Annotated in this window: 24 protein-coding genes and 3 riboswitches; of the genes, 12 read left to right on the plus strand and 12 right to left on the minus strand. The window is 68.8% G+C overall.

The window, feature by feature from the left end; genetic code table 11:
• Window positions 1-139: 139 nt before the first annotated feature.
• Complete coding sequence (locus PI990_RS03735) at window positions 140-772, minus strand: vWA domain-containing protein (protein ID WP_271659855.1); 633 nt, start codon at window positions 770-772, stop codon at window positions 140-142.
• Window positions 773-792: 20 nt separating this feature from the next.
• Window positions 793-1,797 (minus strand): ATP-binding protein, encoded by a 1,005-nt coding sequence (locus tag PI990_RS03740; protein WP_271659856.1) that lies wholly within the window; start codon window positions 1,795-1,797, stop codon window positions 793-795.
• A gap of 522 nt (window positions 1,798-2,319) precedes the next feature.
• Here PI990_RS03740 and PI990_RS03745 point away from each other — a divergent pair.
• A complete protein-coding gene (locus PI990_RS03745; protein WP_271659857.1) occupies window positions 2,320-3,408 on the plus strand; it encodes a 3-deoxy-7-phosphoheptulonate synthase in 1,089 nt (362 codons plus the stop codon).
• 119 nt (window positions 3,409-3,527) lie between these two features.
• Here PI990_RS03745 and cobN read toward each other — a convergent pair whose 3' ends face one another.
• The gene (gene cobN / locus PI990_RS03750) at window positions 3,528-7,262 is read right to left on the minus strand and encodes a cobaltochelatase subunit CobN (RefSeq protein ID WP_271659858.1); all 3,735 of its coding nucleotides are present in this window, start codon (window positions 7,260-7,262) and stop codon (window positions 3,528-3,530) included.
• A gap of 60 nt (window positions 7,263-7,322) precedes the next feature.
• On the minus strand, window positions 7,323-8,375 hold the full coding sequence (gene cobW, locus PI990_RS03755; protein ID WP_316924369.1) for a cobalamin biosynthesis protein CobW: 1,053 nt from the start codon (window positions 8,373-8,375) through the stop codon (window positions 7,323-7,325).
• A 96-nt stretch (window positions 8,376-8,471) separates the two neighbouring features.
• A riboswitch (cobalamin riboswitch) is annotated at window positions 8,472-8,665 on the minus strand.
• Window positions 8,666-8,723: 58 nt separating this feature from the next.
• A riboswitch (cobalamin riboswitch) is annotated at window positions 8,724-8,935 on the plus strand.
• Between the two features lie 102 nt (window positions 8,936-9,037).
• Here cobW and PI990_RS03760 point away from each other — a divergent pair.
• The 6 genes from PI990_RS03760 to PI990_RS03785 all read left to right on the plus strand — a co-directional run bounded on the left by PI990_RS03760 (window position 9,038) and on the right by PI990_RS03785 (window position 13,188).
• Window positions 9,038-9,220, plus strand: coding sequence for a CbtB domain-containing protein (locus PI990_RS03760; protein WP_021219636.1), 183 nt, complete (start codon window positions 9,038-9,040; stop codon window positions 9,218-9,220).
• Window positions 9,221-9,231: 11 nt separating this feature from the next.
• Window positions 9,232-9,939 (plus strand): CbtA family protein, encoded by a 708-nt coding sequence (locus PI990_RS03765; RefSeq protein ID WP_271659859.1) that lies wholly within the window; start codon window positions 9,232-9,234, stop codon window positions 9,937-9,939.
• Window positions 9,940-10,012: 73 nt separating this feature from the next.
• On the plus strand, window positions 10,013-10,423 hold the full coding sequence (locus PI990_RS03770) for a cobalamin biosynthesis protein (protein ID WP_271659860.1): 411 nt from the start codon (window positions 10,013-10,015) through the stop codon (window positions 10,421-10,423).
• Window positions 10,420-11,184, plus strand: a complete 765-nt coding sequence (gene cobM / locus PI990_RS03775; RefSeq protein ID WP_271659861.1) for a precorrin-4 C(11)-methyltransferase — start codon at window positions 10,420-10,422, stop codon at window positions 11,182-11,184. Before PI990_RS03770 ends, cobM begins: the two co-directional genes overlap by 4 nt.
• A 197-nt stretch (window positions 11,185-11,381) precedes the next feature.
• A complete protein-coding gene (locus PI990_RS03780) occupies window positions 11,382-12,266 on the plus strand; it encodes a sugar nucleotide-binding protein (protein ID WP_271659862.1) in 885 nt (294 codons plus the stop codon).
• The gene (locus PI990_RS03785; RefSeq protein ID WP_271659863.1) at window positions 12,259-13,188 is read left to right on the plus strand and encodes an NAD-dependent epimerase/dehydratase family protein; all 930 of its coding nucleotides are present in this window, start codon (window positions 12,259-12,261) and stop codon (window positions 13,186-13,188) included. The genes PI990_RS03780 and PI990_RS03785 overlap by 8 nt, the downstream gene beginning before the upstream one ends.
• 459 nt (window positions 13,189-13,647) lie before the next feature.
• Here PI990_RS03785 and PI990_RS03790 read toward each other — a convergent pair whose 3' ends face one another.
• From PI990_RS03790 to PI990_RS03810, 5 genes are all read right to left on the minus strand, one after another.
• A complete protein-coding gene (locus tag PI990_RS03790; RefSeq protein WP_263401569.1) occupies window positions 13,648-14,340 on the minus strand; it encodes an OmpW/AlkL family protein in 693 nt (230 codons plus the stop codon).
• 114 nt (window positions 14,341-14,454) lie between these two features.
• Window positions 14,455-14,982, minus strand: coding sequence for a DUF3299 domain-containing protein (locus tag PI990_RS03795; protein WP_021219643.1), 528 nt, complete (start codon window positions 14,980-14,982; stop codon window positions 14,455-14,457).
• 7 nt (window positions 14,983-14,989) lie between these two features.
• Window positions 14,990-16,252: an ABC transporter permease gene (locus PI990_RS03800; RefSeq protein ID WP_021219644.1), complete on the minus strand. Its 1,263-nt coding sequence runs from the start codon at window positions 16,250-16,252 to the stop codon at window positions 14,990-14,992.
• A 1-nt stretch (window position 16,253) separates the two neighbouring features.
• A complete protein-coding gene (locus PI990_RS03805; RefSeq protein ID WP_263401566.1) occupies window positions 16,254-16,961 on the minus strand; it encodes an ABC transporter ATP-binding protein in 708 nt (235 codons plus the stop codon).
• 38 nt (window positions 16,962-16,999) lie between these two features.
• Window positions 17,000-17,593, minus strand: a complete 594-nt coding sequence (locus PI990_RS03810) for a DUF2796 domain-containing protein (protein ID WP_271659864.1) — start codon at window positions 17,591-17,593, stop codon at window positions 17,000-17,002.
• Between the two features lie 130 nt (window positions 17,594-17,723).
• On the opposite strand from PI990_RS03810, the gene PI990_RS03815 reads away from it, so the two are divergent.
• Window positions 17,724-18,077 carry a hypothetical protein gene (locus tag PI990_RS03815; RefSeq protein ID WP_021219647.1) on the plus strand — a complete coding sequence of 118 codons (354 nt, stop codon included), beginning with the start codon at window positions 17,724-17,726 and terminating at the stop codon, window positions 18,075-18,077.
• Window positions 18,078-18,179: 102 nt separating this feature from the next.
• Here PI990_RS03815 and trxA read toward each other — a convergent pair whose 3' ends face one another.
• The 3 genes from trxA to PI990_RS03830 form a co-directional block, all read right to left on the minus strand.
• Entirely contained in the window at window positions 18,180-19,049 is an 870-nt protein-coding gene (trxA, locus tag PI990_RS03820; RefSeq protein WP_263401563.1) for a thioredoxin, read from the minus strand.
• 73 nt (window positions 19,050-19,122) lie between these two features.
• A complete protein-coding gene (locus PI990_RS03825) occupies window positions 19,123-19,776 on the minus strand; it encodes a class I SAM-dependent methyltransferase (protein ID WP_021219649.1) in 654 nt (217 codons plus the stop codon).
• On the minus strand, window positions 19,773-20,210 hold the full coding sequence (locus PI990_RS03830) for a YbaY family lipoprotein (RefSeq protein WP_271659865.1): 438 nt from the start codon (window positions 20,208-20,210) through the stop codon (window positions 19,773-19,775). The genes PI990_RS03825 and PI990_RS03830 overlap by 4 nt, the downstream gene beginning before the upstream one ends.
• Window positions 20,211-20,332: 122 nt before the next feature.
• Between PI990_RS03830 and nrdR the strand changes: the two genes are divergently transcribed.
• From nrdR to ribBA, 4 genes are all read left to right on the plus strand, one after another.
• Complete coding sequence (gene nrdR, locus PI990_RS03835; RefSeq protein WP_031287756.1) at window positions 20,333-20,797, plus strand: transcriptional regulator NrdR; 465 nt, start codon at window positions 20,333-20,335, stop codon at window positions 20,795-20,797.
• Window positions 20,798-20,800: 3 nt separating this feature from the next.
• Window positions 20,801-21,910, plus strand: coding sequence for a bifunctional diaminohydroxyphosphoribosylaminopyrimidine deaminase/5-amino-6-(5-phosphoribosylamino)uracil reductase RibD (gene ribD / locus PI990_RS03840; protein WP_271659866.1), 1,110 nt, complete (start codon window positions 20,801-20,803; stop codon window positions 21,908-21,910).
• A 188-nt stretch (window positions 21,911-22,098) separates the two neighbouring features.
• Window positions 22,099-22,244, plus strand: a riboswitch (FMN riboswitch).
• Between the two features lie 210 nt (window positions 22,245-22,454).
• Window positions 22,455-23,117: a riboflavin synthase gene (locus PI990_RS03845; RefSeq protein WP_021219653.1), complete on the plus strand. Its 663-nt coding sequence runs from the start codon at window positions 22,455-22,457 to the stop codon at window positions 23,115-23,117.
• A gap of 17 nt (window positions 23,118-23,134) precedes the next feature.
• On the plus strand, window positions 23,135-24,229 hold the full coding sequence (gene ribBA, locus PI990_RS03850) for a bifunctional 3,4-dihydroxy-2-butanone-4-phosphate synthase/GTP cyclohydrolase II (RefSeq protein WP_021219654.1): 1,095 nt from the start codon (window positions 23,135-23,137) through the stop codon (window positions 24,227-24,229).
• The last annotated feature ends 13 nt before the right edge of the window (window positions 24,230-24,242 follow it).

The following is a 24,242-nucleotide window of genomic DNA, read 5'->3' on the forward strand; positions in this document are numbered from 1 at the left end:
GGACACCTTCAGCTCTGCCCGGTGGACCGGTAAAGCGTGGTCCACCCGAAGTCGCATGCCATTCACGGGGTCCCCCGCGGGTAGGGTGGACATCGCTCTTTATGTCCACCAAGCGGTGCCTATTCCGAGCGCATCCGGCTCAGTCCGACAGCACCCGGTATTCCGCACCCAGTTCCTCGGCCAATTGGCGGGCGCGGCCGAGGCGGATGGGGCCGCCTTCGATATCCACCAGCAGCGTGTCGCAGCCCAGCGGCTCCAGGGCGGGCCAGTCCTTGAGGCGGCCATCGGTGAGGATCAGCACGCGCTGGTGCTCCGCGGGCTTCTGTCGTTGGCGGCGCTGCAGCCAGTCACGGGCCAGGTGCAGGGCCTCGATCAGCGGGGTGCCGCCGCCGGCGCCGAGGCCGTCGAGCCATTGATGCAGTGGCGCCGAGGCCTTGCTGCCCTGCCACAGCCAGTGGGGTTCGCGGCCGGTGGCGTGGAGCAGGGCGAGGCGGGCGCGCTGGCGGTAGGCGGATTCGAACAGCCCGGCCAGCAGGCCCTTGGCGCGTGACAGGGCGCCGTGGCGGCGGGTGGAGGCGGAGGCGTCCACCAGCAGCAGCCAGAGTGCATCGGGGCGCTGGCCTCGGGGGCGGCGCACCAGGTCGTCGGCCTTGCGCGGGCGGCCGCGCAGCAGGGTCGGCAGCCACTGGATGGCACCGTCGCGCCCGCCACGGGCCGCGCCGCTGCGGCCGTTGGCGAGTGTCCCGGGGCCTGGTCTGGCATCCGCGCCCATGACCCGGCGCGGGCGGATGCTCAGGGCTTTTTTGGCCAGCCCGGCAGCTCGCGTCGGGTGTCGGTGGGCACGGGTTGCGCGGGCAGCTCGCCCCACTGGCCTTCGGCGCCGGCGGCATCGCTGGGCGCCGGCGCGGAGGCGGGCGATTGTGCCGGCGGGGCCGAGGGTGGCGTTGCGTGGCGACGGCGATGGGCCAGGGCGAAGTGCTCGACGGCGTCGATATCCTCTGCCTCGATACGTGGCGCGCCACGCCAGGCGGCATGGGCGCGGGCGGCGCGCAGCCACACCAGGTCGGCGCGCAGGCCGTCGACGCCGGCTGCGAAGCAGCGTTGGGCGATCTGGTCCAGGGCGCTGTCATCCAGGGGGATGGCGGCGAGGCGTTCGCGGGCGTCCTGGCAACGGCGCGCGAGGGCCTGCTGCGGGGTGTCCCACTGGGCGATGAAACCCTGCGGGTCGGCGTCGAAGGCCAGGCGGCGGCGCACGATCTCGGCGCGCTCGGCCGGTTGCGGTTGGCCGTCGAGGGTGACCTTGAGGCCGAAGCGGTCCAGCAGTTGCGGGCGCAGCTCGCCTTCCTCGGGGTTCATGGTGCCGATCAGCACGAAGCGCGCGGCGTGGCGGTGGGACAGGCCGTCGCGCTCCACCAGGTTGACGCCGCTGGCGGCGACATCCAGCAGCAGGTCCACCAGGTGGTCGGGCAGCAGGTTCACCTCGTCGACATAGAGCACGCCGCCGTGGGCCTTGGCCAGCACGCCGGGGGAGAACTGCGCACGGCCTTCGCCCAGGGCCGCGTCGAGGTCGAGGGTGCCGACGATACGTTCCTCGCTGGCGCCCAGGGGCAGGGTGACGAAGATGCCTTGCGGCAGCAGGTCGGCGATGCCCCGGGCCAGGGTGGACTTGGCCATGCCGCGCGGGCCTTCGATCAGCACACCGCCGATGGCCGGGTCGATGGCTGCCAGGTACAGCGCGAGCTTCAGCTCGTCGGCGGCGACCACGGCGCTCAAGGGGAAGTGGGGGAGCTCGGACATGACGGGTTCCTGAAAACGCATCGCGGCATGGTAGCGAAAGGCCGAACGCGCCGATAGAAAACAGTGATTGAACGGCGGCCGGCGATGCAGTAATTTGGCCAGCATTCGCTTTGGAGATCGTCATGCCGCACCTCGCTTCCACTCCGCTCACCGCTTGCCAGGCCCAGCGCCCGGCACGTGCGCGCGTGGCTGCTGCGGCCAGCTATTTCTATGGGTATTGGTTTAGCCACGGGCTGGCCTGATACCTGATCAGGCGGCCCACTCCAGCAGGGTCGCCAACCAAAGCTCCACAAAACCCCCGGTCGGCAACCCGCCCGGGGGTTTTTGTTTTTCCAGGGCCCACAAGGCCAAACGCACGTAATCCGAGGATCGCACCATGATCAGCTACCGCACCTACGCCACCTATTACCGCAACTCCGACTGGCGATTTAGCCGCTTCGCCGCCGCACTCACACCCCTGAATCGAACACCCAGTTAGAGCGCCGCGCGCGGACCGAACCGCGCCGGCCGAGGATGCCCGTCATGAATTCCTTTTCCGTATCGCCCATCGCCGCCCAGCCCCTCCACGCCCTGCCGCTGGAAAGCCTGGCGTCCCCCTCGCGCAGCACCCAACCGCTGCCCACCCCCGCCGAACTGCGCCAGCGCCTGCCGCTGCACGATGCCCTGGCCCGCCAGGTCCGTGCCCAGCGCGATGCCGTGCGCGCGGTGCTGGATGGCGACGACCCGCGCCTGCTGGTGGTGGTCGGCCCCTGTTCCATCCACGATCCCGAATCCGCCCTCGACTACGCCCGCCGCCTTGCCGCGCTGGCGCCGGAGGTGAGCGACCAGTTGCTGCTGGTGATGCGCGCCTACGTCGAGAAACCGCGCACCACGGTGGGCTGGAAGGGGCTGGTGTACGACCCGCACCTGGATGGCAGTGGCGATATGGCGGCCGGCCTGGCGCTCAGCCGCCGGCTGATGCTGCAGATGATCGAGCTGGGGCTGCCGGTGGCCACGGAATTGCTGCAACCCCTGGCCGCCGGCTACTTCGATGACCTGCTGGGCTGGGCCGCCATCGGTGCGCGCACCAGCGAATCCCAGGTGCATCGCGAGATGGTCAGCGGCCTCGACCTGCCGGTGGGCTTCAAGAACGGCACCGACGGCAGCCTCGGCATCGCCACTGACGCCATGCGCTCGGCGGCCCATGCACACCAGCACTTCGGCATCGACGACCAGGGCCGCCCGGCGCTGGTGCAGACCGCCGGCAACGCCGATACGCACCTGGTGCTTCGCGGCGGCCACCAGGGCCCGAACCATGACGCAGCCAGCGTCGCGGTCGCACGGGCGGGGCTGGAGAAGCTCGGCATCGCGCCGCGCATCATGGTCGATTGCAGCCATGCCAACAGCGGCAAGGACCCGCTGCGTCAGCCGGCGGTGCTGGCGGACGTGATCGACCAGCGCCTGGCCGGCCAGGACGCCCTGCGCGGGGTGATGATCGAGAGCCACCTGTTCGACGGCGCGCAGTCGCTTTCCTGCGACCTGAGCTACGGCGTGTCCATCACCGATGGCTGCCTGGGCTGGGACGGCACCGAGCGCATCCTGCGGGAGGCGGCGGCGCGGTTGCGCGGGTAATCATCGGTGGGCGGGGCGTTGCCCCGCCTGGCGACTGAAGTCGCCCCTACAGGTGCCTCGACGCACCGATGGAAAAGCATCGCGAATGAATTCGCTCCCACCGGGCATCAGGCCGGGGGCTACTGCTCCTCGATATCCAGCAGCAGGTTCTCGATGGCCTCGCGGTAGTCGCCGGGGTGTTCCCAGAGGCCGCGTTGCTGGGCTTCCACCAGGCGCTCGGCAATGTCGCGCAGGGCGTCGGGGTTGTGCTGCTGGATGAAGTCGCGGGTGTCGGCGTCCATCAGGTAGGCGTCGGCCAGCAGCTGGTACTGGTGGTCGTCGATCAACTCGCTGGTGGCGTCGAAGGCGAACAGGTAGTCCACGGTCGCCGCCAGCTCGAAGGCGCCCTTGTAGCCGTGGCGCTTCATGCCGGCGATCCACTTGGGGTTGGCGGCGCGCGAGCGCACCACGCGGCCGAGTTCCTCCTTCAGCGAGCGGATGCGTGGCAGGTCCGGCTGGCTGTGGTCGCCGTGGTAGCTGGCCACTTTCTCGCCGCGCAGGGTCTCGGCGGCGGCGAGCATGCCGCCCTGGAACTGGTAGTAATCATTGGAGTCGAGGATGTCGTGCTCGCGGTTGTCCTGGTTCTGCAGCACCGCCTGCAGCCGCTCCAGGCGTTGGGCGAAGCGCGCCCGCGCGGGCGTGCCGGCATCCTGGGCGCCGTAGGCGTAGCCGCCCCAGTTCAAATACACCTCGGCCAGTTCGGCTCGGTCCTGCCATTGGCGCTCCTCGATGGCGCCTTGCACGCCGGCGCCATAGGCCCCGGGCTGGGCGCCGAAGATGCGCCAGCCGGCCTGCAACCGCGCGTCGTCCGCGGCCAGCCCTTCGGTGGCGAGGCGGGCGCTTTCCAGTTTCACCCGCGCGGCCAGGGGGTTCATGTCCTCGGGTTCGTCCAGTTCGGCTACGGCCTGCACGGCGGCATCGAACAGGCGGATGAGGTTGGCGAAGGCATCGCGGAAGAAGCCCGATACCCGCAGCGTCACGTCCACTCGGGGGCGGTCGAGCAGCGACAGCGGCAGGATCTCGAAGTCTTCCACGCGCTGGCTGCCGGCCTGCCACACCGGACGCACGCCCATCAGCGCCAGGGCCTGGGCGATGTCGTCGCCGCCGGTGCGCATGGTGGCGGTGCCCCAGACGGAAAGGCCGAGCTGGCGCAGGTGGTCGCCCTCGTCCTGCAGGTGGCGTTCCAGCAGCAGGCTGGCGGACTGGAAGCCCAGGCGCCAGGCGGTGGGCGTGGGCAGGTTGCGCACGTCCAGGGTGAAGAAGTTGCGCCCGGTGGGCAGGGTGTCGAGGCGCCCGCGACTGGGGGCGCCGCTGGGGCCGGGCAGCACGAAGCGGCCTTCCAGGGCGGCCAGCACGCCGCCGATTTCGGCGGGGCCGCAGGCGTCCAGGGTCGGGGCGACGACCTGGCGCAGGCTGTGGATAACCAGGTCGCTGGCGGGGCCCACTGGCGGATGATCGGTCGCCCGGATCATCTCCAGGGCCAGCAGCTCCAGGCGCTCGCGGGTGTCGCCGTTGCTGCGCCAGGGATCGATGCTGACCCGCTCCAGCAGCGCCGGGCGCGGGCCTTCCCAGGCTTCGGCCCAGTTGCAGTCCAGTGGGTCGCGGCCCAGTTGCAGGTCGGTGGCGAGCGCACGCAGCAGGCTGGCGTTGGCGCCCTTGCCGTCCCCCCGGGGGATGCGCACCAGGGACAGCAGGGTGTCGTCGCGCAGGCCGCCGACGGGGGATTCGCCGAACACGTGGAGGCCGTCGCGGATCTGCGACTCCTTGAGGTCGCAGAGGTAGGCGTCCAGCTGCGGCAGCCAGCTTTCCGGGTCGTCGCTGATGCTCAGCTCCAGCTCGCGGTCCAGCGCGGTGGCCTTCACCAGTTCGAGGATCTCGCCGCGCAGTTGCACGGCGCGGCGCGGGTCCAGCAGCGAGGCGTCGTAGTACTCGTCGGCCAGGCGCTCCAGGTCGCGCAACGGGCCGTAGTTCTCGGCGCGGGTCAGCGGCGGCATCAGGTGGTCGATGATCACCGCCTGGGCGCGGCGCTTGGCCTGGGCGCCTTCGCCGGGGTCGTTGACGATGAAGGGGTAGATGTTCGGCAGCGGGCCCATCACCGCGTCCGGCCAGCACTCGGCGGAGAGGCCGACGCCCTTGCCCGGCAGCCATTCCAGGTTGCCGTGCTTGCCGACGTGCACCAGCGCGTCGGCGCCGAACACCTCGCGCAGCCAGAAGTAGAAGGCCAGGTAGCCGTGGGGCGGCACCAGCGCGGCGTCGTGGTAGATGGCTGCCGGGTCCAGCTGGTAGCCACGCGCCGGCTGGATGCCGACGAAGGCCAGGCCGAAGCGCAGGCCGGCGATCATCATGCGCCCGGCGCGGAACATCGGGTCCTGCTGCGGTTCGCCCCAGCGCTCCGTTACCGCCCGCTGGTTGGCTTCGGGCAGGCGGGCGAAGCAGGCCAGGTAGGCGTCCAGCGCCAGGCTCTGGGCGCAGGGGCGCGCGTCGAGGCTGTCGAGGTCATTGCTGACGCCGCCCAGCAGGCTGTGGATAAGTGCCGTGCCGTTCTCCGGCAGGCCGGCCAGGGGGTAACCCTCGGCCTCCAGGGCGCGGAGGATGTTCAGCGCGGCGGCCGGGGTGTCCAGGCCCACGCCGTTGCCGATGCGGCCGTCGCGGGTGGGGTAGTTGGCGAGGATCAGCGCCACGCGCTTGTCGGGGTTGGCCTTGCGCCGCAGCAGCAGCCAGCGGCGCGCCAGTTCGGCGACGAAATCCATGCGTTCGAGGTGGGGCAGGTAGCACACCACGTCGCTCTGGCTGCGCTCGCTGCGCCAGGCCAGGCCCTTGAAGCTGATGGGGCGGGTGATGATGCGCCCGTCCAGCTCCGGCAGGGCGATGTGCATGGCCAGGTCGCGCGGGCCGAGGCCTTGCGGGTTCTCTTCCCAGAGCGGTTGGTTGTCCAGCGAGCAGATGGCCTGCAACACCGGCACGTCGCGGCGGAAGGGACGCTGGCCGGGTGAGTCGGGGTTGGATTGGGCGAAGCCGGTGGTGTTGATGATCAGCTCGGCGTCGGCGGCGTCCAGCCAGTCCTCGACCACGGCCAGGCATTCGGCCTCCTTGAGGCTGGCGACGGCGATGGGCAGCGGGTTGATGCCGACGGCGGCGAGGCGCTCGCAGAAGGCGTCGATGAAGGCGGTGTTCGCCGCCTGCAGGTGGGTGCGATAGAACAGCAGGGCCGCCACCGGCTGGCCCTCCCGCCAGTCGGCGCGCCAATGGTCGAGATGAGCGGGGCGCTGGTGCGGGTGATGCACGGCAACGCGGGGCAGGGCGCTGGGTGCCTGCCAGGGGTAGTCGCGGCCCAGGCAGCGGCTGGCGAGGCTGGCGAACAGCTGGCGGGCGTTATCCAGGCCGCCTTGGCGCAGGTACTGCCAGCAGCGCTCGGCGTCTTCTTCCGGGACGTTGCACAGGCGGGCCAGCTCCGGGTCGGGGCGGTCGTCGCCGGGCACCAGGATCAGCTGTGTGCCGCGCTCGGCCAGGGCCACCAGTTGCTCGATGCCGTAGCGCCAGTAGCCGACGCCGCCATGCACGGAGATAAGGATGACCTTGGCGTGCTGCAGCACCTCGTCGACGTAAAGGTCCACCGAGGCGTGGTTCTGCAGCTGCATGGGGTTGGCCAGGCGCAGGCTGGGGTAGTCCGCCGGCAGCTCGCGGGCGGCCTCGGCCAGCAGCGCCAGGTGCGAATCACCGCTGCAGAGGATCACCAGCTCGGCGGGCGTCTGGGCCAGGTGGGCGATGCCGTCGTCGGGGACGAAGCCGCCAGGTTGGGTGCGCAGCAGGTGCATGGCTCGGGCCTTGGCTCTGTGGAGCGGCCCTCTCCCGGGGGAGAGGAGCCGGTTCGGCGGTTACGCCAGGGCGGTGCGCAGTTCGTTGGCTATGGTGGCCTGGTCCAGCTCCTGGCCGATCACCACCAGGCGGGTGGCGCGGGGTTCGTCGGCCAGCCACTTGCGGTCGAAGTGCTTGTCGAAGCGCTTGCCGACGCCCTGTACCAGCAGGCGCATGGGCTTGCCGGGGATGGCGGCGAAGCCCTTGATGCGCAGCACGTCGTGGCGCTCCACCAGTTGGCCGAGGGCGGCCAGCAGGGCGGCTTCCTCCACTTCCGGCAGGTCGACGTGGAAGGAGTCGAACTCGTCGTGGTCGTGGTCCTCGTGCCCTTCGTGGTCGTGGTGGGTGGCGCGGCTGTCGATGTGCGCCTCGGCCTCGGCGTTCAGGCCCAGCAGCACGGAGAGCGGCAGCTTGCCGGCGCTGGCTTCGACGATCTTCACCGCCGGCGGCAGCTCCTCGGCCACCTCGGCGCGCACGGCGGCCAGGGCGTCGGCATCGAGCAGGTCGGCCTTGTTGAGGATCACTAGGTCGGCGCTGGCTAACTGGTCTTCGAAGAGTTCGTGCAGGGGCGACTCGTGGTCGAGGTTCGGGTCCTGCTTGCGCTGCTCGTCCACCTGCTCGGGGTGGGCGGCGAAGGTGCCGGCGGCCACGGCTGGGCTGTCGACCACGGTGATCACCGCGTCCACGGTGCAGGCACTGCGGATCTCCGGCCACTGGAAGGCTTGCACCAGGGGCTTGGGCAGGGCCAGGCCGGAGGTCTCGATGAGGATTTGGTCGAGGTCGCCACGGCGTGCCACCAGCTCGCGCATCACCGGGAAGAACTCTTCCTGCACGGTGCAGCACAGGCAGCCGTTGGCCAGCTCGAAGACGCGGCCCACGGCCTCTTCCTCGCTGCAGCCGATGGAGCATTGCTTGAGGATTTCGCCGTCGATGCCCAGCTCGCCGAACTCGTTGACGATCACCGCGATGCGGCGGCCCTCGGCGTTGTCGAGCATGTGGCGGAGCAGGGTGGTCTTACCGGCACCGAGGAAGCCGGTGACGATGGTGACGGGGAGTTTGGCCAGGGTTTTCATGCGCGGCAGCCCTTCGCTGGGAGTCGATCGGATCGGCGGGCGCGCGGGACGAGGGCACGGAGGGCCCGATTCGCCACCGGATCACCCCGCCCGGTTGTATGGAAATTCGCCGAGGCAGGTCTCCTGGCTCACAGCCTGGCGCGGTGCGCCGTCCCTCCGCCTTCCCGCCCGGTGGGCAGTGGCTGTGGATGGGACCTCAGCTGTTCACAGTTGCGGGGGCAGCCACGGCTTGGCCGTGTTCCCTCTTAGCCGCGGCGCACGGCCGCGGAACCTCGAAGGGCCGAAGGCTACGCAGGGCGGGGGCGGCGGTCAATCGCGGCGGTTGACGGCCAGTCGGACTCGTGATGTTCTTGTGCGGTTTTTTCAGGTGTCTCGCGCCGTCGCGCGCGAGGTGAAACGGGAAGTCGGTGTGCTCCAGGGCGAGTCCGACGCTGCCCCCGCAACGGTAAGCGCACGTAGGGATCTGTAGGCCACTGTGTCCGGCGGACATGGGAAGGCAAACCCGACCAGCCATGGCTGGCGTCGCAAGCCCGGAGACCGGCCTGATCACTTTTTTGGCAACCCGCGGTGGGCGGGCGCACGCCGGAAATGCGGTCCCCGCGCGGCCGCTTTCTTCGCACGCGTTCCTCTTGCCGACTCACCCGCATCGCAGAGGAAGCACCATGTCCAGCAGCACACTGAGCCATTCGGCCGCCGCCGTCCCCCTGTCCAAACGCCTGGCCATCGCCATCGGTGCCAGCCTCCTGGGCCTGTCGCTGGTGTACTTCGCCGGCTTCTCGCACATCGAGGCGGTGCACAACGCGGCCCACGATACCCGCCACAGCTCCGCCTTCCCCTGCCACTGAGAGGCGCGACCGTGATCAAGCGCATCGCCCAGACCGCCGGGTTCGCCGGCCTCTTCGCCGCCATCGTGCTGACCCTGCTGCAAAGCCTGTGGGTCACCCCGCTGATTCTCCATGCGGAAACCTTCGAGAACTCGGCACCGGCCGAGCAGACCGAACACGCCCACGAGCACGCCGCTGGCGCGCCCGCCCATGAACACGACGCCGAAGCCTGGGCTCCCGCCGACGGCTGGCAGCGCACCCTGTCCACCGGTGGCGCCAACCTGGTGGTGGCCGTCGGCTTCGCCCTGCTGCTGGCCGCGCTGTTCAGCCTGCGCGGCCCGACCCGCGCCTGGCAGGGCCTGCTCTGGGGCCTGGCCGGTTTCGCCACCTTCGCCCTGGCGCCGTCCCTCGGCCTGCCGCCGGAGCTGCCGGGTACCGCAGCCGCCGACCTGGCCCAGCGCCAGGTCTGGTGGATCGGCACCGCTGCCTCCACCGCTGCTGGCCTGGCGCTGATCGCCTTCGGCCGCAACTGGGTCCTGCGCATCGTCGGCCTGGTACTGCTGGTGATCCCCCATGTGGTCGGTGCACCGCAGCCTGAAGTGCATGCGAGCTTGGCGCCGGAAGCGCTGGAGCACGAGTTCATCGCCGCCTCGCTGGTGACCAACGCGCTGTTCTGGGGCGCCCTGGGTTGGGCCGCTGCCTGGCTGTACCAGCGCTCCGCGAGCCAAGACCTGGCGTGAGCCGGGCTTCGCTGCCGATCGACCCCGCGCAGGGCCCAGCCCTTCGCGGGGTTTTGTTTTGTGAGGCCGGTCGATGACCCTGGTGGCCGGCCTCGGCTGCCGGCGCGGCTGCTCGGAGCAGGAGCTGCGCGCGTTGCTCGACGCTGCCCTGGCCGAGCAGGGACTCGTACCTGGCCATCTCAGCGCCCTGGCCAGTGTCGACAGCAAGGCCGATGAGCCGGGGTTGCAGGCCCTGGCGCTGACCCTTCGCTTGCCCCTGGCGCTGCTGCCGGCGGCGCAGCTGGCGGCCTGCGAGGGGCGCTTGTCCGGCCTGTCGGCCATCGCCCTGCGGGAAACCGGCAGCCCCGGCATCGCCGAAGCCGCCGCGCTGGTACAGGCCCAGGCCCTGGCCGGCCGCCCGGCGCGGTTGCTGGTGGAGAAACGCCGCAGTGCCAACGCCACCTGTGCGCTGGCCTGCACCCTTGAGGATGTGGATAACCCATGACGGTCTATTTCATCGGCGCCGGCCCCGGCGATCCGGAGCTCATCACGGTCAAGGGCCAGCGGTTGATCCGCAGTTGCCCGGTGATCCTCTACGCCGGTTCCCTGGTGCCGGAAGCGGTGCTGGATGGGCATAGCGCCGAGCGGGTGGTGAACACCGCCGAGCTGCACCTGGAGGCGATAGTCGCCCTGTTGGCCGAGGCCCACGGGCGTGGCCAGGACGTGGCCCGGGTGCATTCCGGCGACCCCTCGCTGTATGGCGCCATCGGCGAGCAGATCCGCCACCTGCGCGCGCTGGGCATTCCCTATGAGGTGGTGCCCGGCGTCACCGCCACCGCCGCCTGCGCCGCGTTGCTCGGCACCGAGCTGACCCTGCCGGATATTTCCCAGACGCTGATCCTCACTCGCTTCGCCACCCGCACTCGGATGCCCGAGGGCGAATCGCTGGCGGAGCTGGCGCAGCACCGCGCGACCCTGGCCATCCACCTGGGCGTCAGCCACCTGCCGCGCATCGTCGAAGAACTGCTGCCGCACTATGGCGCCGATTGCCCCGTGGCCGTGGTGCACCGCGCCAGCTGGCCCGACCAGGACTGGGTGACCGGCACCCTGGCGGACATCGAGGCACGGGTGGCGCAGAAGGATTTCCGCCGCACCGCGCTGATCCTCGTGGGGCGGGTGCTGGCTGCCGAAGGTTTCACCGATTCCTCGCTCTACCACCCCGACCACGCCCACCTCTACCGCCCAACGGAGCCTCCGCAGAGCTGAAGTGGCATGCCGCATGGCGCGCCACTAGTGACGCAGCGCCGGGAAATAAGCAGAATGCGTCTTTCCCGGTCGGAAACGGCCGCTGGCTTGCGTGCCCGATGTCCCCGTCACGGCGATCCTCCTGGTCACAGGGAGGGCGCTATCGCGGGACGACGGCTGATCGTTAACACCCACTGGCTTTAAGCGACCTTCTGTCTATGCGTATGCGCTTGATGCTCCTGGGCGGTGGCAATGCCCTTGGCCAGGCGCTTATCCGCCTGGGGGCCGAGGATGATGTAGGGTTCCTCGCCCCACGCCCGCCCGACCAGGGCTGGGATGCCGCCAGCCTGACCCAGCTGCTCGATGACACCCGCCCCGATGCGGTGATCAACCTCGCCTACTACTTCGACTGGTTCCAGGCCGAAGAGGCCAGCGCGGGCCGCTTCGCCGCGCAGGAACGCGCGGTGGAACGCCTGGCCGAGCTCTGCCAGCACCACGGCATCGTCCTGTTGCAGCCTTCCAGCTACCGAGTCTTCGACGGCGCCCGGGCCACCGCCTACAACGAGAAGGACGAGACCATCCCCCTCAGCCTGCGCGGGCAGTCCCTGTGGCGCATCGAGCAGAGCGTGCGCGCGGTGTGCCCCAAGCACGTGCTGCTGCGTTTCGGCTGGCTGCTGGATGACAGCAACGAAGGCATCCTCGGGCGTTTCCTCGCCCGTGCCGAGCGGGACGATGAGCTGATGCTGGCCGACGACCGCCGTGGCAACCCCACGCCGGTGGACGATGCCGCGCGGGTGATGCTCGCGGTGCTCAAGCAGCTGGACTGCGCGGCGCCGCTCTGGGGCACCTACCACTACGGTGGCCACGAGGCGACCACCACCCTGGCGCTTGGCCAGGCGGTGCTGGCCGAAGCCCGCAACCTGCACACGCTGAAGGTGCAGGAAATCACTCCCCAGGCCCACGCCGCCCGTCCCGATGCGGCGGACGAGCCGCAGCACGCGGTGCTGGCCTGCAAGAAAATCCTCCATACATTCGGCATCAAGCCCCGCGCCTGGCGCGCGGCGTTGCCCGCTCTCCTGGATCGTTACTACCGCCATGGCTGATTCCCCCATCCTCGTTACCGGCGGCGCCGGCTTCATCGGCTCCAACCTGGTGGACGCGCTGCTGGCGCGCGGGCATTCCGTGCGCATCCTCGACGACCTGTCCACCGGCAAGCGCGACAACCTGCCGTTGCACGACTCCCGCGTCGAACTCATCGAAGGCAACGTCGCCGACGCTGCGCTGGTAAGCCGTGCCGTGGCCGGCTGCAAGGCGGTGGCGCACTTGGCCGCGGTGGCCTCGGTGCCGGCTTCGGTGGACGACCCGGTGGCTACCCATCAGGCCAACTTCATCGGCACGCTCAATGTGTGCGAAGCCATGCGCGAGCACGGCGTGAAGCGCGTGGTGTTCGCCTCCAGCGCCTCGGTCTACGGCCAGAACGGCGAAGGCCAGGCCATCGACGAGAACACCCCGACCGCGCCGCTGACCCCTTACGCGGTGGACAAGCTGGCCAGCGAGCAGTACCTGGATTTCTACCGTCGCCAGCACGGCCTGGAGCCGGCGGTGTTCCGCTTCTTCAACATCTTCGGCCCGCGCCAGGACCCGTCCTCACCCTATTCCGGGGTGATCAGCATCTTCACCGAGCGCGCCCTGGCCGGTACGCCGATCACTATCTTCGGTGACGGCGAGCAGACCCGTGACTTCGTCTATGTCGGCGACCTGGTGCAGGTGCTGGTGCAGGCCCTGGAAAACCCCGGCGTCGAAGCCGGCCCGGTGAACGTCGGCCTGCAGCGTTCCACCAGCCTCAAGGACCTGCTCGCCGCCATCGGCAGCGTGGTAGGCGAACTGCCGGCCATCAGCTACGCCGAAGCGCGCTCTGGTGACATCCGCCACTCCCTGGCGGACAACGGTCGCCTGCTGGAGCGCTTCGCCTTCCCCGAGCCGACGCCCCTGGCGGTCGGCCTGGCTCACTTGCTGGGCCGCTGAGCCGAATGGAAAAGGCGCCCGCGAGGCGCCTTTTTTGGCTCTGTCTGCGTTAGCTGTTGTGGTTTTAAAGCAAGGGCTCAAGCACGGTGTCTTCCGGACGCCCTCCACCGCATGGGTTTCGCTTCGCTCTACGCCATCCTACGAAAGCTGCCGCCACTACGTGCGCGCTGGGGGCGCACATCGATGTGATGCGTTTGGCGAAGAAAGCTGGAGCAGCCGCCAGACCCGTATGGAGGGCCAAGTTTTTTGGTTCCTTTTCACCGGGCTGGCGTTCCAGCGATTGGAAAAGGGACTCGCCCGGGTGGGCGAAACCAGAAGTACCAGCAAAACTCAGCAATCAGCTGGGCTCAAATCCTCTAGCAACACTTAACGCAAAAAGCCTTTTTTCATCCCACCAGATGGGCCGGTGATGCCAACGAAAAAGGCGCCCGAAGGCGCCTTTGTTCAGTGCGGTTGGGCTTAGAACTTGTAGCCCAGGCCGACCATGTAGACCCACGGGTCGACATCCACGTCCACTTTGGCGCGTACGCCCAGGGCGGTGTTGTCGACGTAGGCGCGGGTGTCGATGTCGATGTAGCGCACCTGGGCGTTGACCATGATGCTGTCGGTCAGCATGTAGTCGGCGCCGACCTGCCAGGCCAGGCCCCAGGAGTTCTTCACGCGGAAGTTGTCGAAGCCGGCTGCGGTTGCGCCGCTGCCCACGTGCTCGTCATAGATCCAGGTGTAGTTGATGCCGGCGCCCACGTAAGGCTGGAAGGCCGACTGGGATTCCAGCGGGTAGTACACGACGCTCAGGGTCGGCGGCAGGTGCTTCAGCGAGCCCAGGCTGCCGTTGGCGGCGTCGAGGGCGGTGCCCTTGAGCTTCACTTCGTGCTCGAAGGGGGTGGCGGCCAGCAGTTCCAGGCCGAAGTGGTCGGTCAGCATGTAGGCGAAGTTCAGGCCCAGCTGGGTGTCGCTGTCCATGGTCGCCTTGCCGCCCAGGTCGGCGCCGGCCAGGGGGCCGCGGTCTACCTTGACGCTGGAGCTGTCGGCTTTCGGGTTGACGGTGATGGCACCGGCACGAACGAGGATGTCACCCGCCTGGTGAGCCTGGGCCAGAGGGGCGGCCACAGCGAGGGCGAGAAGGGAGGCGGCTAGGAACGGCGTTTTCATTTATTGGCTCCGAGGTCATGAGCTTGTGTTGGCTGGGCTCAGTTTCGGGGAGCGCGAACCACGGCACCTTGATCTAGCTCAATGCCGTGGTGAGTTCGTTAGCAGGCTTGCTTATCAGCTCTCGGGGATCTCGTAGGGGTAGATCTTGCTGGCTTCCATCTGGTAGCCGGCCTCGGCCAGTTCGCTAGTGCTGGATTTCACCTGCAACGGCCCTTCGATCCAGAACGGCTGGTAGAGCGCGTCCATCAGCACGCCGAGTTCGCTGGTGACGTGGACGATCTGGTTCGACGGCGGTGGCGGCACGTGGATGCAGGCACCGAAGTAGGGGACCAGCAGGAAGTCGGTCACCCGGCCTTCTTCGGTCACGTCCAGCGGCACGATATAACCGGGCAGTTTCACTTCCAGGCCATCCAGCGTCGGCACCACCGGAGCGGTCGGCGACTGCTGGGTGGCGGCCGGGCCCGCCTCGGCGGCCAGGGAGTCGGCCAGTTGCGAAAGGTCGTGGATGGGCGCGGGGGGCGGTGGCGGCGGAGCGTCGGCGGGGATCAGCTCGGACCAGGTCAGTTCACGGACCTCACCGGCCCAGAGGCCGGTGGCGGTCAGCAGGATCAGGGCCGGAAGGGCCAGCAGGGCGCGTTTCATCATGGGCTCACAGGCGAATGGACAGGCCGTCGGCCAGGGATTGCCGATAGGCGCGCCAAGCCGGCACGGCGCCCATCAGCAGGGCGGCGGCCAGGATACCGCCCAGCAGCGTCCACTCATAGCGGCTTGGCAATGCCAGCGGCAGGTAGAGGCCGTAGTTGGCCTGCACGTAGCCCTGGGCGAGGGCGATGCCGAGGTAAAGCACCACCAGGCCGAGCACTGCACCGGCCAGGGCCAGGGCGAAGGCTTCCAGCACCAGCAGGCTGGCGATATGCCAGGGCCGCGCGCCCACCGAGCGCAGGATGGCCATCTCGCGGCGGCGCTCGTTGAGGCTGGTGAGGATGGCGGTGAGCATGCCGATCAGCCCGGTGAGCACCACGAACAGCGAGACCACGAAGAGTGCCTTCTCGGCCGTGCCCATCAGGCTCCAGAGTTCCTGCAGGGCGACGCCGGGGAGGATCGCCAGCAGCGGCTCGCCACGGAATTCGTTGATCTCCCGTTGCACGGCGAAGGTGGCGATCTTGCTGTTGAGGCCAAGCAGGAAGGCGGTGATGGCCTTGGGTTGCAGGTCCAGGGCGCGGGCCTGCTCGGCGCTGACCTTGCCGGCACCGCGGGCGGGCACGCCGTTCTGCCAGTCGACGTGCAGCGCCTCCATCCCCGCCAGGGAGATGTGCAGGGTGCGGTCCACCGGCGTGCCGGTGCGTTCGAGGACGCCGACCACGGTGAAGGGTTTGTCGTCGTGCTGCACCAGGCTGACGGTGCTGACGCCGTGGGACAGCACCACCTTGTCGCCCAGCTTGTATTTCAGGGCTTCGGCCACTTCGGCGCCGAGTACCACGTCGAACATGTCGGCGAAGGGTTTGCCTTCGGCCAGCTTCAGCGGCTGGGCGCGGCCGTAGCGGTAGTGTTCGAAATAGGCTTCGCTGGTGCCCATCACCCGGTAGCCCTTGTGGGAGTCACCCAGGGAGATGGGGATGGCCCACTTCACCTTGGGGTTGTGGGCGAGGGTTTCGAAGCTGTCCCAGCGGATGTTGTTGGTGGCGTTGCCGATGCGGAATACCGAATACAGCAGCAGGTTCACCGAACCGGAGCGGGCGCCGACGATCAGGTCGGTGCCGCTGATGGTGCTGGCGAAGCTGGCACGGGCCTCGGTGCGCACCCGCTCGACCGCCAGCAGCAGGCAGACGGAAAGGGCGATGGCGAAGACCGTGAGCAGGGCGGTGAAGCGGCGGTTGGCGAGGCTCGCCAGGGCCAGGCGGAACAGATACATCTCAGGCCTCCTGCGGGCGCGCAGCGCGGTTCAGTTCCAGCAGCGACAGGCTGCGATCGAAGAGCGGTGCCAGGCTCTGGTCGTGGCTGACGAACAGCAGGCTGGCCCCGGCCTCGCGGCATTCGCCGAAGAGCAGCTGGAGGAAGCTTTCCCGGGCGTCGGCATCCAGGGCCGAGGTGGGTTCGTCGGCGATCACCAGTTCCGGCTGGCCGATCAGTGCGCGGGCGGCGGCGACGCGCTGCTGCTGGCCGATGGACAGGGCATCGGCGCGGCGTTCCAGCAGGCTGGCGGCTAGGCCCAGGTGGCCGAGCAGGGTGGCGGCGGCTTGGGCCACGCTGCCGTGGCGCTGCTGGGCGCGCTGGGCCCGCAGGCGCGAGAAGTGGCAGGGCAGCTCGACGTTCTCGCGCACGGAGAGGAAGGGCAGCAGGTTGAACTGCTGGAAGATGTAGCCGGTATGGTCGACGCGGAAGCGGTCGCGCGCGCCAGAGGCCATCTTGCCCAGGTCGCGGCCCAGCAGGTTGACGCTGCCACGGCCGGGGGTCTGCACGCCGCCGAGCAGGCCCAGCAGGGTGGTCTTGCCGCTGCCGCTGGGGCCTTTGAGGAAGAGGGTCTCCCCGCTTTGCAGGGCGAAGGCGGGGATGTCGAGCAACTCGGCGTGGCCCGGCCAGGCGAAGCCCAGGTCGGTGATTTCGATCAGTGTCTGGCTCATGGGGTGCCGGCCGGGTTGCCCCGGCCGGTTCATCGGGTTCAGAAGCTCAGGGAAGGGCTGGCAGGGGTCAGTTCGGCGCCTTGCTGGCCCTGCGGGCCGATCAGTTGTACCTGAATTTTCTGGGTGGCGGGGAAGCGCGTGAACAGCGCCTTGAGGTCCAGGGTCTTGAGGTTTTCGGGCTTGGCGCATTCCAGCTGGTAGTGGGCGTGGATCTCGCTGTGCTCGTGGTGGTGCTCGTGGCCTTCCGCTTCATCGTGGTCGGCGTCTTCGTGTTCATGCTCGTGTTCCGGGGCATTGCCGAACAGCGGGCTTTCCAGCTCCTGGCCAGCCACCTTGCAACCGGCGACCAGGGGGATGGCGAACAGGTCCAGGGGCTTTTCCAGCTGGGCGCGGGCGGCGGCGACCTTGGCCTTGTCGGCGTCGCTGTTGGCGGCGTGCTCGAAGCCCACCAGGTTCATGGCCGGGCTTTCCAGCTCCAGCTCCAGGCTGTTGCCGTCCAGGGCGATGTTCATCCGCGCCACGCCGTGCTCGTGGGCACCGAGGCTGCCGTGTTCCTCGTGTTCGTGGTCATGGGCCTGGGCGGCGGCCAGGGGCAGCAGGGCGAAGGGCAGGGCGAGCAGCAGGCGGCGCATGGGGCACTCCGGGGTGGGGCTGAAATGAGGTGTTACGTTATAACAACTTTGCGTTGGCCATGCCAGTGCTGCTTGGCGCCTCGTGGAGGGGCGTGGGAGCATTGCCCGATTCAAACCCGGGGAACTGGACATGCTGCGAATTCGTGGACGGATCGGCGATTGGCCGGTCGACCTGACGGTGGAGATGGACGAGGAGGACTGGCAGCGCCTGGGCGGGCAATTGCAGGTCAGCGTCGAGGCGCCGTCGGCTCCTGCCCCTGTCGCCACGCCTGCCGCGCCGAAGCGCAACGACGCTCTGTGGGATGCCGCGCTGGGCCTGTTGCAGGGCGCCGGGCGCATCGAAGGACCGCGCCTGCTGGTGGAGCTGGAAGCCCTGGCCGGCGGTGCCGCTGCCGGTAAGCGCCTGCTGGTGCGGCTGCGCCACAGCGAGCAGGTGCAGCTGGAGATGGGCGGCGACGCGCCCGTCTATATCTGGAAGGGGTAAGCGCCGTCGGTTGGCGCCCAGCGCAGCGAGGCCCAACGTGATGGATGTGGGCTTCGCTGCGTTGGGCTTCGTACCTCGGCCCAACCTACGTCGGTCGAGCGATCAGTAGATCGCCTGGTACAGCTTGCGGCGGTAGGTGGTGACCAGCGGGTGGTCGTTGCCCAGCAGGTCGAACACCTGCAGCAGGGTCTTGTGGGCGATGCCTTCGGCGTAGCTGCGGTTGCGCACGAACAGCTTGAGCAGGCCGTCCAGTGCCGGCTCGTACTGCTGGCGGGCCAGTTGCTGGATGCTCAGCTGGTAGCTGGCCTCGTCGTCCTCGGCGTTCTGTGCCAGGCGCGATTTCAGGTCGGCGGCTTCCGGCAGGTCGGCGGCCTGGCGCAGGAAGGTCAGCTGCGCGCGGGCACCGGCCAGGGCCTGCTTGTGCTCGTCGCTCTTCACCGCATCCAGTACCGCCTGGGCTTCGCCCAGCTCACCGCGCTCGGCCAGGCAGCGCGCGTAGAGGATCAGCGCGGCGGCGTTGCTGTTGTCTTCGGTCAGTACCTGCTTGAGCAGGGCCTCGGCATCGCCGATACGGCCTTCGGTGAACAGCGCCTGGGCGGTTTCCAGCGGATCGGCGGCGGCCGGTGCGGGCTGCTGCACATGGGGTTCGAGCATGGCGCGGATCTGCGATTCCGGTTGCGCGCCGGCGAAGCCGTCCACCGGCTGGCCGTCCTTGAACAGCACCACGGTGGGCAGGCTGCGGATGCCGAAGCGCATGACGATGTCCTGCTCGATGTCGCAGTTGACCTTGGCCAGCAGCAGCTCGCCCCGGTACGACTCGGCGATCTGCGCCAGCAGCGGCATCAGCGCCTTGCAGGGCGCGCACCACTCGGCCCAGAAGTCCACCAGGACCGGCTTGTGGAAGGAGTTCTGGATCACCGCCTGGTCGAAGTCGGCGGCGGTGGTATCGAAGATATAGGGCGTGTCGCTCATCGGGGTTCTCGAGTGCGCAAGGGATGGGCGAATGATACGGCTGCCGCTTGCAGCCGCCTACCGGGGCTCGTCGTTATCTCACTGCGTGATACAGGCTCACGTGGCGGAATTCCTCGGGTTCGGCCAGGTCCGGCCAGGTGCAGGCTTCGAGCATGGCCAGGCGGTTGTAGTGCGGGTGGGCGAAGTCGCGGACGCGGGAGTCGGCCACCAGGGCTTCGCGGCCACGGCTGAGGAAATGGTCGAGCAAGGGCAGGTTGGCGCGGTCGTAGAGCACGTCGGCGACCACGATCAGGTCGAAGCGGTCCGCTTCGGCGAAGAAGTCCTCGGAGTAGCCCAGCTCCACGCCATTGAGGGCCGCGTTGGCGCGGCAGGATTCCAGGGCCAGCGGGTCGAGGTCGCAGGCCACCACCTCCGCCGCACCGGCCTTGGCCGCGGCGATGGCGGCGACACCGGAGCCCGCGCCGAAGTCCAGCACGCGCTTGCCGGCCACCCAGTCGGGGCGCTCGGCGAACCAGCGCGCCAGGGCCAGGCCGCTGGCCCAGCAGAAGCACCAGTAGGGCGGCTCTTCGAGGATGCGCCGGGTTTCCTCAGGGTTGAAGGCACGGTCCATGTTGGCGCCGTCGATCAGCCACAGGCGCAGGTCGGTGCCCGGCAGCGTCTCGGCACTGAGGCGGGCGTCGCCGAGCAGGTCGCCGAGGGCGCGCTGCAGGCCTTCGGGGGGCGTCATGGTGCGCGCTCCAGCTGCAACGGGCCGAGGGCCTGGCTCTCGGCCTGGAGGATGCGCTGCGGTGCCAGGCGCTGCACCAACTGGCCGGACTGGCTGACCCGGGCGCGCAGCTCGACGCGCCGGCCCAGGGGGAACACCTCGGGGTTGAAGGTCAGCTTGAAGGGCAGGGCCTGGCCGGTGCCGGAGAGGCGCAGGCTGGCCAGCAGCTGCTGCGGGCGGTCACGGTCGTCGATCACCAGCAGGGCCATTTCCACTTCGCTGCCGGCCGGGGCGCCGAGCAATTGGCCCCTGAGCTCGCGCAGGTGGGCGGGCGTGGGTTCTTCAGCCTGCAGGCGAGGCGCGGCCGGCTTGGAGGCGGGCGTGGGCGCGACGGGCGGCTCGCTGGAGCAGGCGACCAGCAGGGCAGCGAGGGAAAGGACGGAAAGGGCACGCATGGATGACTCCTGGCCTTTGTTGCGGAGGGCTCTGGGCGGCCTTATAACGCAAAGCCCGCGGCTTGTCTTGCGGGGGAGATGCGCTACCATGTGGCCTTCTTTTTCCGCAGTTGTCGCCCACCATGCACTGTCCCTTCTGTGGCGCCCATGACACCAAGGTGATCGATTCGCGACTGGTCGCCGAAGGCGATCAGGTCCGTCGCCGCCGTGAATGCCTGGCGTGCGAGGAACGCTTCACCACCTTCGAGACCGCCGAACTGGTCATGCCTCGGCTGATCAAGCAGGACGGCAGCCGCCAGCCCTTCGACGAGGAAAAGCTCCGCGCCGGCATGCAGCGCGCGCTGGAGAAGCGCCCGGTGAGCATCGAGCGCCTCGAAGAGGCCATCGCCCATATCAAGCACAAGCTGCGCGCCACCGGCGAGCGCGAGGTGAAGTCCCGCGTGCTCGGCGAGCTGGTGATGCTGGAGCTGCAGAAGCTCGACGAAGTCGCCTATATCCGTTTCGCTTCGGTCTACCGCCGATTCCAGGACCTCAACGAGTTCCGCGAGGAAATCGAGCGCCTGGCCCGTGAGCCCTCGAAAGACTAAGGCATGACCCAGAACGATCAGGCCTTCATGGCCCGCGCACTCGAGCTGGCCCGCAAGGGCCTGTATTCCACCCATCCGAACCCCCGCGTCGGCTGTGTGATCGTCCAGGGCGGGCGCATCGTCGGCGAAGGCTGGCATGCCCGCGCCGGCGAGCCCCATGCCGAAGTCCACGCCCTGCGCCAGGCCGGCGACAAGGCCCGTGGCGCCACCGCCTACGTCACCCTCGAACCCTGCAGCCACCATGGCCGCACGCCGCCCTGCGCCGATGCATTGGTCAATGCCGGCGTGGCGCGGGTGGTGGCGGCGATGCAGGACCCCAACCCCGAAGTTTCCGGTCGCGGCCTGCTGCGCCTGATGCAGGCCGGCATCGCCGTGCAGAGCGGCGTGCTGGAAGCCGAAGCCCGTGCGCTGAATGCCGGCTTCATCAAGCGCATGGAACAGGGCCTGCCCTTCGTCCGCGTCAAGCTGGCGATGAGCCTGGACGGCCGCACGGCCATGGCCAGTGGCGAAAGCCAGTGGATCACCGGGCCGGATGCCCGCGCCGCCGTGCAGCGCCTGCGTGCCCGCGCCAGCGTGGTGCTGACCGGGGCCGACACCGTGCTCGCCGATGGCGCGCGCCTCACCGTGCGCCCGGACGAGCTGGGCCTGAATGCCGAGCTCACTGCCCTGGCGCTGGATCGCCCGCCGCTGCGCGTGTTGGTGGATGGCCGCCTGCGCGTGCCGCTGTCCGCCCCCTTCTTCCAGGCCGGGCCGGCACTGGTGGCCACCTGCGCTGCCGCCGCCGCGCGCGACCGCTTCCAGGACGATGGCCACGAGCTGCTGGCGGTGCCGGGCAGCAATGGCCACGTCGACCTCAAGCGCCTGCTGGCCGAGCTGGCCTCGCGCGGCGCCAATGAAGTGCTGGTGGAAGCCGGCCCCCGCCTGGCCGGCGCCTTCGCCCGTGCCGGGCTGGTGGACGAGTACCAGATCTTCATGGCCGGGCGCATCCTCGGCTCCAGCGCCCGCCCGCTGCTGGACTGGCCCCTGGCACGGATGGCCGAGGCGCCGCAGCTGAAGATCGTCGAGATGCGCGCGGTCGGGGATGACTGGCGGATCATTGCGGTGCCTTTGTGAAGGCAGCGGCAAGCCTCAAGCTTCAAGCCTCAAGTTAGAAGCTAGAAGCTAGAAGCTAGAAGCTAGAAGCTAGAAGCTAGAAGCTAGAAGCCGGCACACTTGCAGCTTGCAGCTTGCAGCTTGCAGCTTGCAGCTTTCCCCTTTCCCCTCCTTGTGTTAAAAAACCGCCTCGGCCACGCCAGTGGCCGAATCGTTCTCAGGGCGGGGTGAAAGTCCCCACCGGCGGTAATTGCGCGTTGCGCATAGCCCGCGAGCGCTTGCTTAGTCGCAAGGTCAGCAGACCCGGTGTGATTCCGGGGCCGACGGTCATAGTCCGGATGAAGAGAGAACGGGATTGCCTGCCTGGGCGTGTTTCTGCGCGCCTGCGAAGTCCCTTTCGATCCAACGTGCCCTGTTTTTTCATAAACAGGAGTTCAACGATGTCCCATACCTTTCTCCCGGCGCTCGCAGCATCGTCTGCGTGGATGACCGCGAGCGCATCCCGGGTGCCTATAATGCGCTCCCGGGCCTTGCGCACCGGCCATCCTGTTGCAGTGGAGGTCCCATGTTCACCGGCATAATCGAAGCGATCGGCAGCATCCGCGCCATCACCCCCAAGGGCGGTGACGTGCGCGTCTACGTGGCCACCGGCAAGCTCGACCTGGGCGATGTGAAGCTCGGCGACAGCATCGCCGTCAACGGCGTCTGCCTCACCGCGGTGGAACTGCCCGGCGACGGCTTCTGGGCCGACGTCAGCCGCGAAACCCTGGCCCGTACCGCCTTCATCGACCTGAAGACCGGCAGCAAGGTCAACCTGGAAAAGGCCCTGACCCCCACCAGCCGCCTCGGCGGGCACCTGGTCAGCGGTCATGTCGACGGCGTGGGCGAGATAGTGGCGCGGGAAGACAATGCCCGTGCCGTGCAATTCAGGATCCGCGCACCGCGTGAACTGGCGAAGTACATAGCCCTGAAGGGGTCGATCACCGTCGACGGCACGAGCCTGACGGTGAACGCGGTCAATGGCGCCGAATTCGAGCTGACCATCGTCCCGCACACCCTGGATGAAACCATCATGGCCGACTACCGGCCGGGCAGGCAGGTCAACCTCGAGGTCGATCTGCTGGCGCGTTACCTGGAGCGCCTGCTGCTGGGTGACAAGGCCGCCGAGCCCGCCGCCTCCGGCCTGACCGAAAGCTTCCTCGCCGAACACGGCTACCTCAAACACTGAATTCAAAAGGAGGGCCCATGGCTCTCAATAGCGTTGACGAACTGATCGAAGACATCCGCCAGGGCAAGATGGTCATCCTCATGGATGACGAAGACCGCGAGAACGAAGGCGACCTGATCATGGCCTCCGAGTGCGTGCAGGCCGAGCACATCAACTTCATGGCGCGCTTTGCCCGTGGCCTGATCTGCATGCCCATGACCCGCGAGCGCTGCGAGACCCTCAAGCTGCCGCTGATGGCCCCGCGCAACGGCTCCGGCTTCGGCACCAAGTTCACCGTCTCCATCGAGGCCGCCGAAGGCGTCACCACCGGCATCTCCGCCGCCGACCGCGCACGCACCGTGCAGGCTGCTGCCGCCAAGGGCGCCAAGGCCGACGACATCGTCAGCCCCGGCCACATCTTCCCGCTGATGGCCCAGCCCGGTGGCGTGCTGGCCCGCGCCGGCCACACCGAAGCGGCCTGCGACCTGGCGCGCATGGCCGGCTTCGAGCCGTCCGGGGTGATCTGCGAAGTGATGAACGACGACGGCACCATGTCCCGTCGCCCCGAACTGGAGGCCTTCGCCGCCGAGCACGGGATCAAGATCGGCACCATCGCCGACCTCATCCACTACCGGCTGATCCACGAACGCACCGTCGAGCGCATCGCCGAACAGCCGCTGGACAGCGAGCTGGGCCAGTTCAACCTGGTTACCTACCGCGACGCCGTCGAGGGCGACGTGCACATGGCGCTGACCCTGGGCACCATCAGCCCGGAAGAGGCGACCCTGGTGCGCGTGCACAACATGGACCCCCTGCGCGACCTGTTCATGGTCAACCAGGAAGGCCGCTGGAGCCTGCGCGCGGCGATGAAGGAAGTGGCCAAGGCCGGCAGCGGCGTCGTGCTGCTGCTGGGCAACCCGCTGACCGGCCCGCAGTTGCTGGCGCACCTGGAGCGCCAGCTGGGCAGCGATGCCAAGGTCACCAACCCCGCCACCTACAGCACCGTCGGCGCCGGCTCGCAGATTCTTCGCGATCTCGGTGTGCGCAAGATGCGCCTCATGAGTTCGCCGATGAAGTTCAATGCGATATCCGGTTTCGACCTGGAAGTTGTAGAATACCTGCCCGCTGAATGACCCGTAGGGCGCG

This window comes from Pseudomonas sp. TUM22785 (genome assembly GCF_028198105.1).
GTDB classification, from domain to species: Bacteria; Pseudomonadota; Gammaproteobacteria; order Pseudomonadales; family Pseudomonadaceae; genus Metapseudomonas; species Metapseudomonas solani.

What these genes read in the sequence shown, in the direction of transcription:
- PI990_RS03845 (WP_021219653.1), top strand. Translation starts at nt 22,455, where the DNA reads ATGTTCACCGGCATAATCGAAGCGATCGGCAGCATCCGCGCCATCACC.
- PI990_RS03745 (WP_271659857.1), top strand. Translation starts at nt 2,320, where the DNA reads ATGAATTCCTTTTCCGTATCGCCCATCGCCGCCCAGCCCCTCCACGCC.
- PI990_RS03830 (WP_271659865.1), bottom strand. Translation starts at nt 20,210, where the DNA reads ATGCGTGCCCTTTCCGTCCTTTCCCTCGCTGCCCTGCTGGTCGCCTGC.
- ribD (WP_271659866.1), top strand. Translation starts at nt 20,801, where the DNA reads ATGACCCAGAACGATCAGGCCTTCATGGCCCGCGCACTCGAGCTGGCC.
- PI990_RS03740 (WP_271659856.1), bottom strand. Translation starts at nt 1,797, where the DNA reads ATGTCCGAGCTCCCCCACTTCCCCTTGAGCGCCGTGGTCGCCGCCGAC.
- PI990_RS03795 (WP_021219643.1), bottom strand. Translation starts at nt 14,982, where the DNA reads ATGAAACGCGCCCTGCTGGCCCTTCCGGCCCTGATCCTGCTGACCGCC.
- PI990_RS03805 (WP_263401566.1), bottom strand. Translation starts at nt 16,961, where the DNA reads ATGAGCCAGACACTGATCGAAATCACCGACCTGGGCTTCGCCTGGCCG.
- cobN (WP_271659858.1), bottom strand. Translation starts at nt 7,262, where the DNA reads ATGCACCTGCTGCGCACCCAACCTGGCGGCTTCGTCCCCGACGACGGC.
- PI990_RS03735 (WP_271659855.1), bottom strand. Translation starts at nt 772, where the DNA reads ATGGGCGCGGATGCCAGACCAGGCCCCGGGACACTCGCCAACGGCCGC.
- PI990_RS03760 (WP_021219636.1), top strand. Translation starts at nt 9,038, where the DNA reads ATGTCCAGCAGCACACTGAGCCATTCGGCCGCCGCCGTCCCCCTGTCC.
- cobW (WP_316924369.1), bottom strand. Translation starts at nt 8,375, where the DNA reads ATGAAAACCCTGGCCAAACTCCCCGTCACCATCGTCACCGGCTTCCTC.
- cobM (WP_271659861.1), top strand. Translation starts at nt 10,420, where the DNA reads ATGACGGTCTATTTCATCGGCGCCGGCCCCGGCGATCCGGAGCTCATC.
- PI990_RS03785 (WP_271659863.1), top strand. Translation starts at nt 12,259, where the DNA reads ATGGCTGATTCCCCCATCCTCGTTACCGGCGGCGCCGGCTTCATCGGC.
- nrdR (WP_031287756.1), top strand. Translation starts at nt 20,333, where the DNA reads ATGCACTGTCCCTTCTGTGGCGCCCATGACACCAAGGTGATCGATTCG.
- ribBA (WP_021219654.1), top strand. Translation starts at nt 23,135, where the DNA reads ATGGCTCTCAATAGCGTTGACGAACTGATCGAAGACATCCGCCAGGGC.
- trxA (WP_263401563.1), bottom strand. Translation starts at nt 19,049, where the DNA reads ATGAGCGACACGCCCTATATCTTCGATACCACCGCCGCCGACTTCGAC.
- PI990_RS03780 (WP_271659862.1), top strand. Translation starts at nt 11,382, where the DNA reads ATGCGTATGCGCTTGATGCTCCTGGGCGGTGGCAATGCCCTTGGCCAG.
- PI990_RS03810 (WP_271659864.1), bottom strand. Translation starts at nt 17,593, where the DNA reads ATGCGCCGCCTGCTGCTCGCCCTGCCCTTCGCCCTGCTGCCCCTGGCC.
- PI990_RS03800 (WP_021219644.1), bottom strand. Translation starts at nt 16,252, where the DNA reads ATGTATCTGTTCCGCCTGGCCCTGGCGAGCCTCGCCAACCGCCGCTTC.
- PI990_RS03825 (WP_021219649.1), bottom strand. Translation starts at nt 19,776, where the DNA reads ATGACGCCCCCCGAAGGCCTGCAGCGCGCCCTCGGCGACCTGCTCGGC.
- PI990_RS03815 (WP_021219647.1), top strand. Translation starts at nt 17,724, where the DNA reads ATGCTGCGAATTCGTGGACGGATCGGCGATTGGCCGGTCGACCTGACG.
- PI990_RS03770 (WP_271659860.1), top strand. Translation starts at nt 10,013, where the DNA reads ATGACCCTGGTGGCCGGCCTCGGCTGCCGGCGCGGCTGCTCGGAGCAG.
- PI990_RS03790 (WP_263401569.1), bottom strand. Translation starts at nt 14,340, where the DNA reads ATGAAAACGCCGTTCCTAGCCGCCTCCCTTCTCGCCCTCGCTGTGGCC.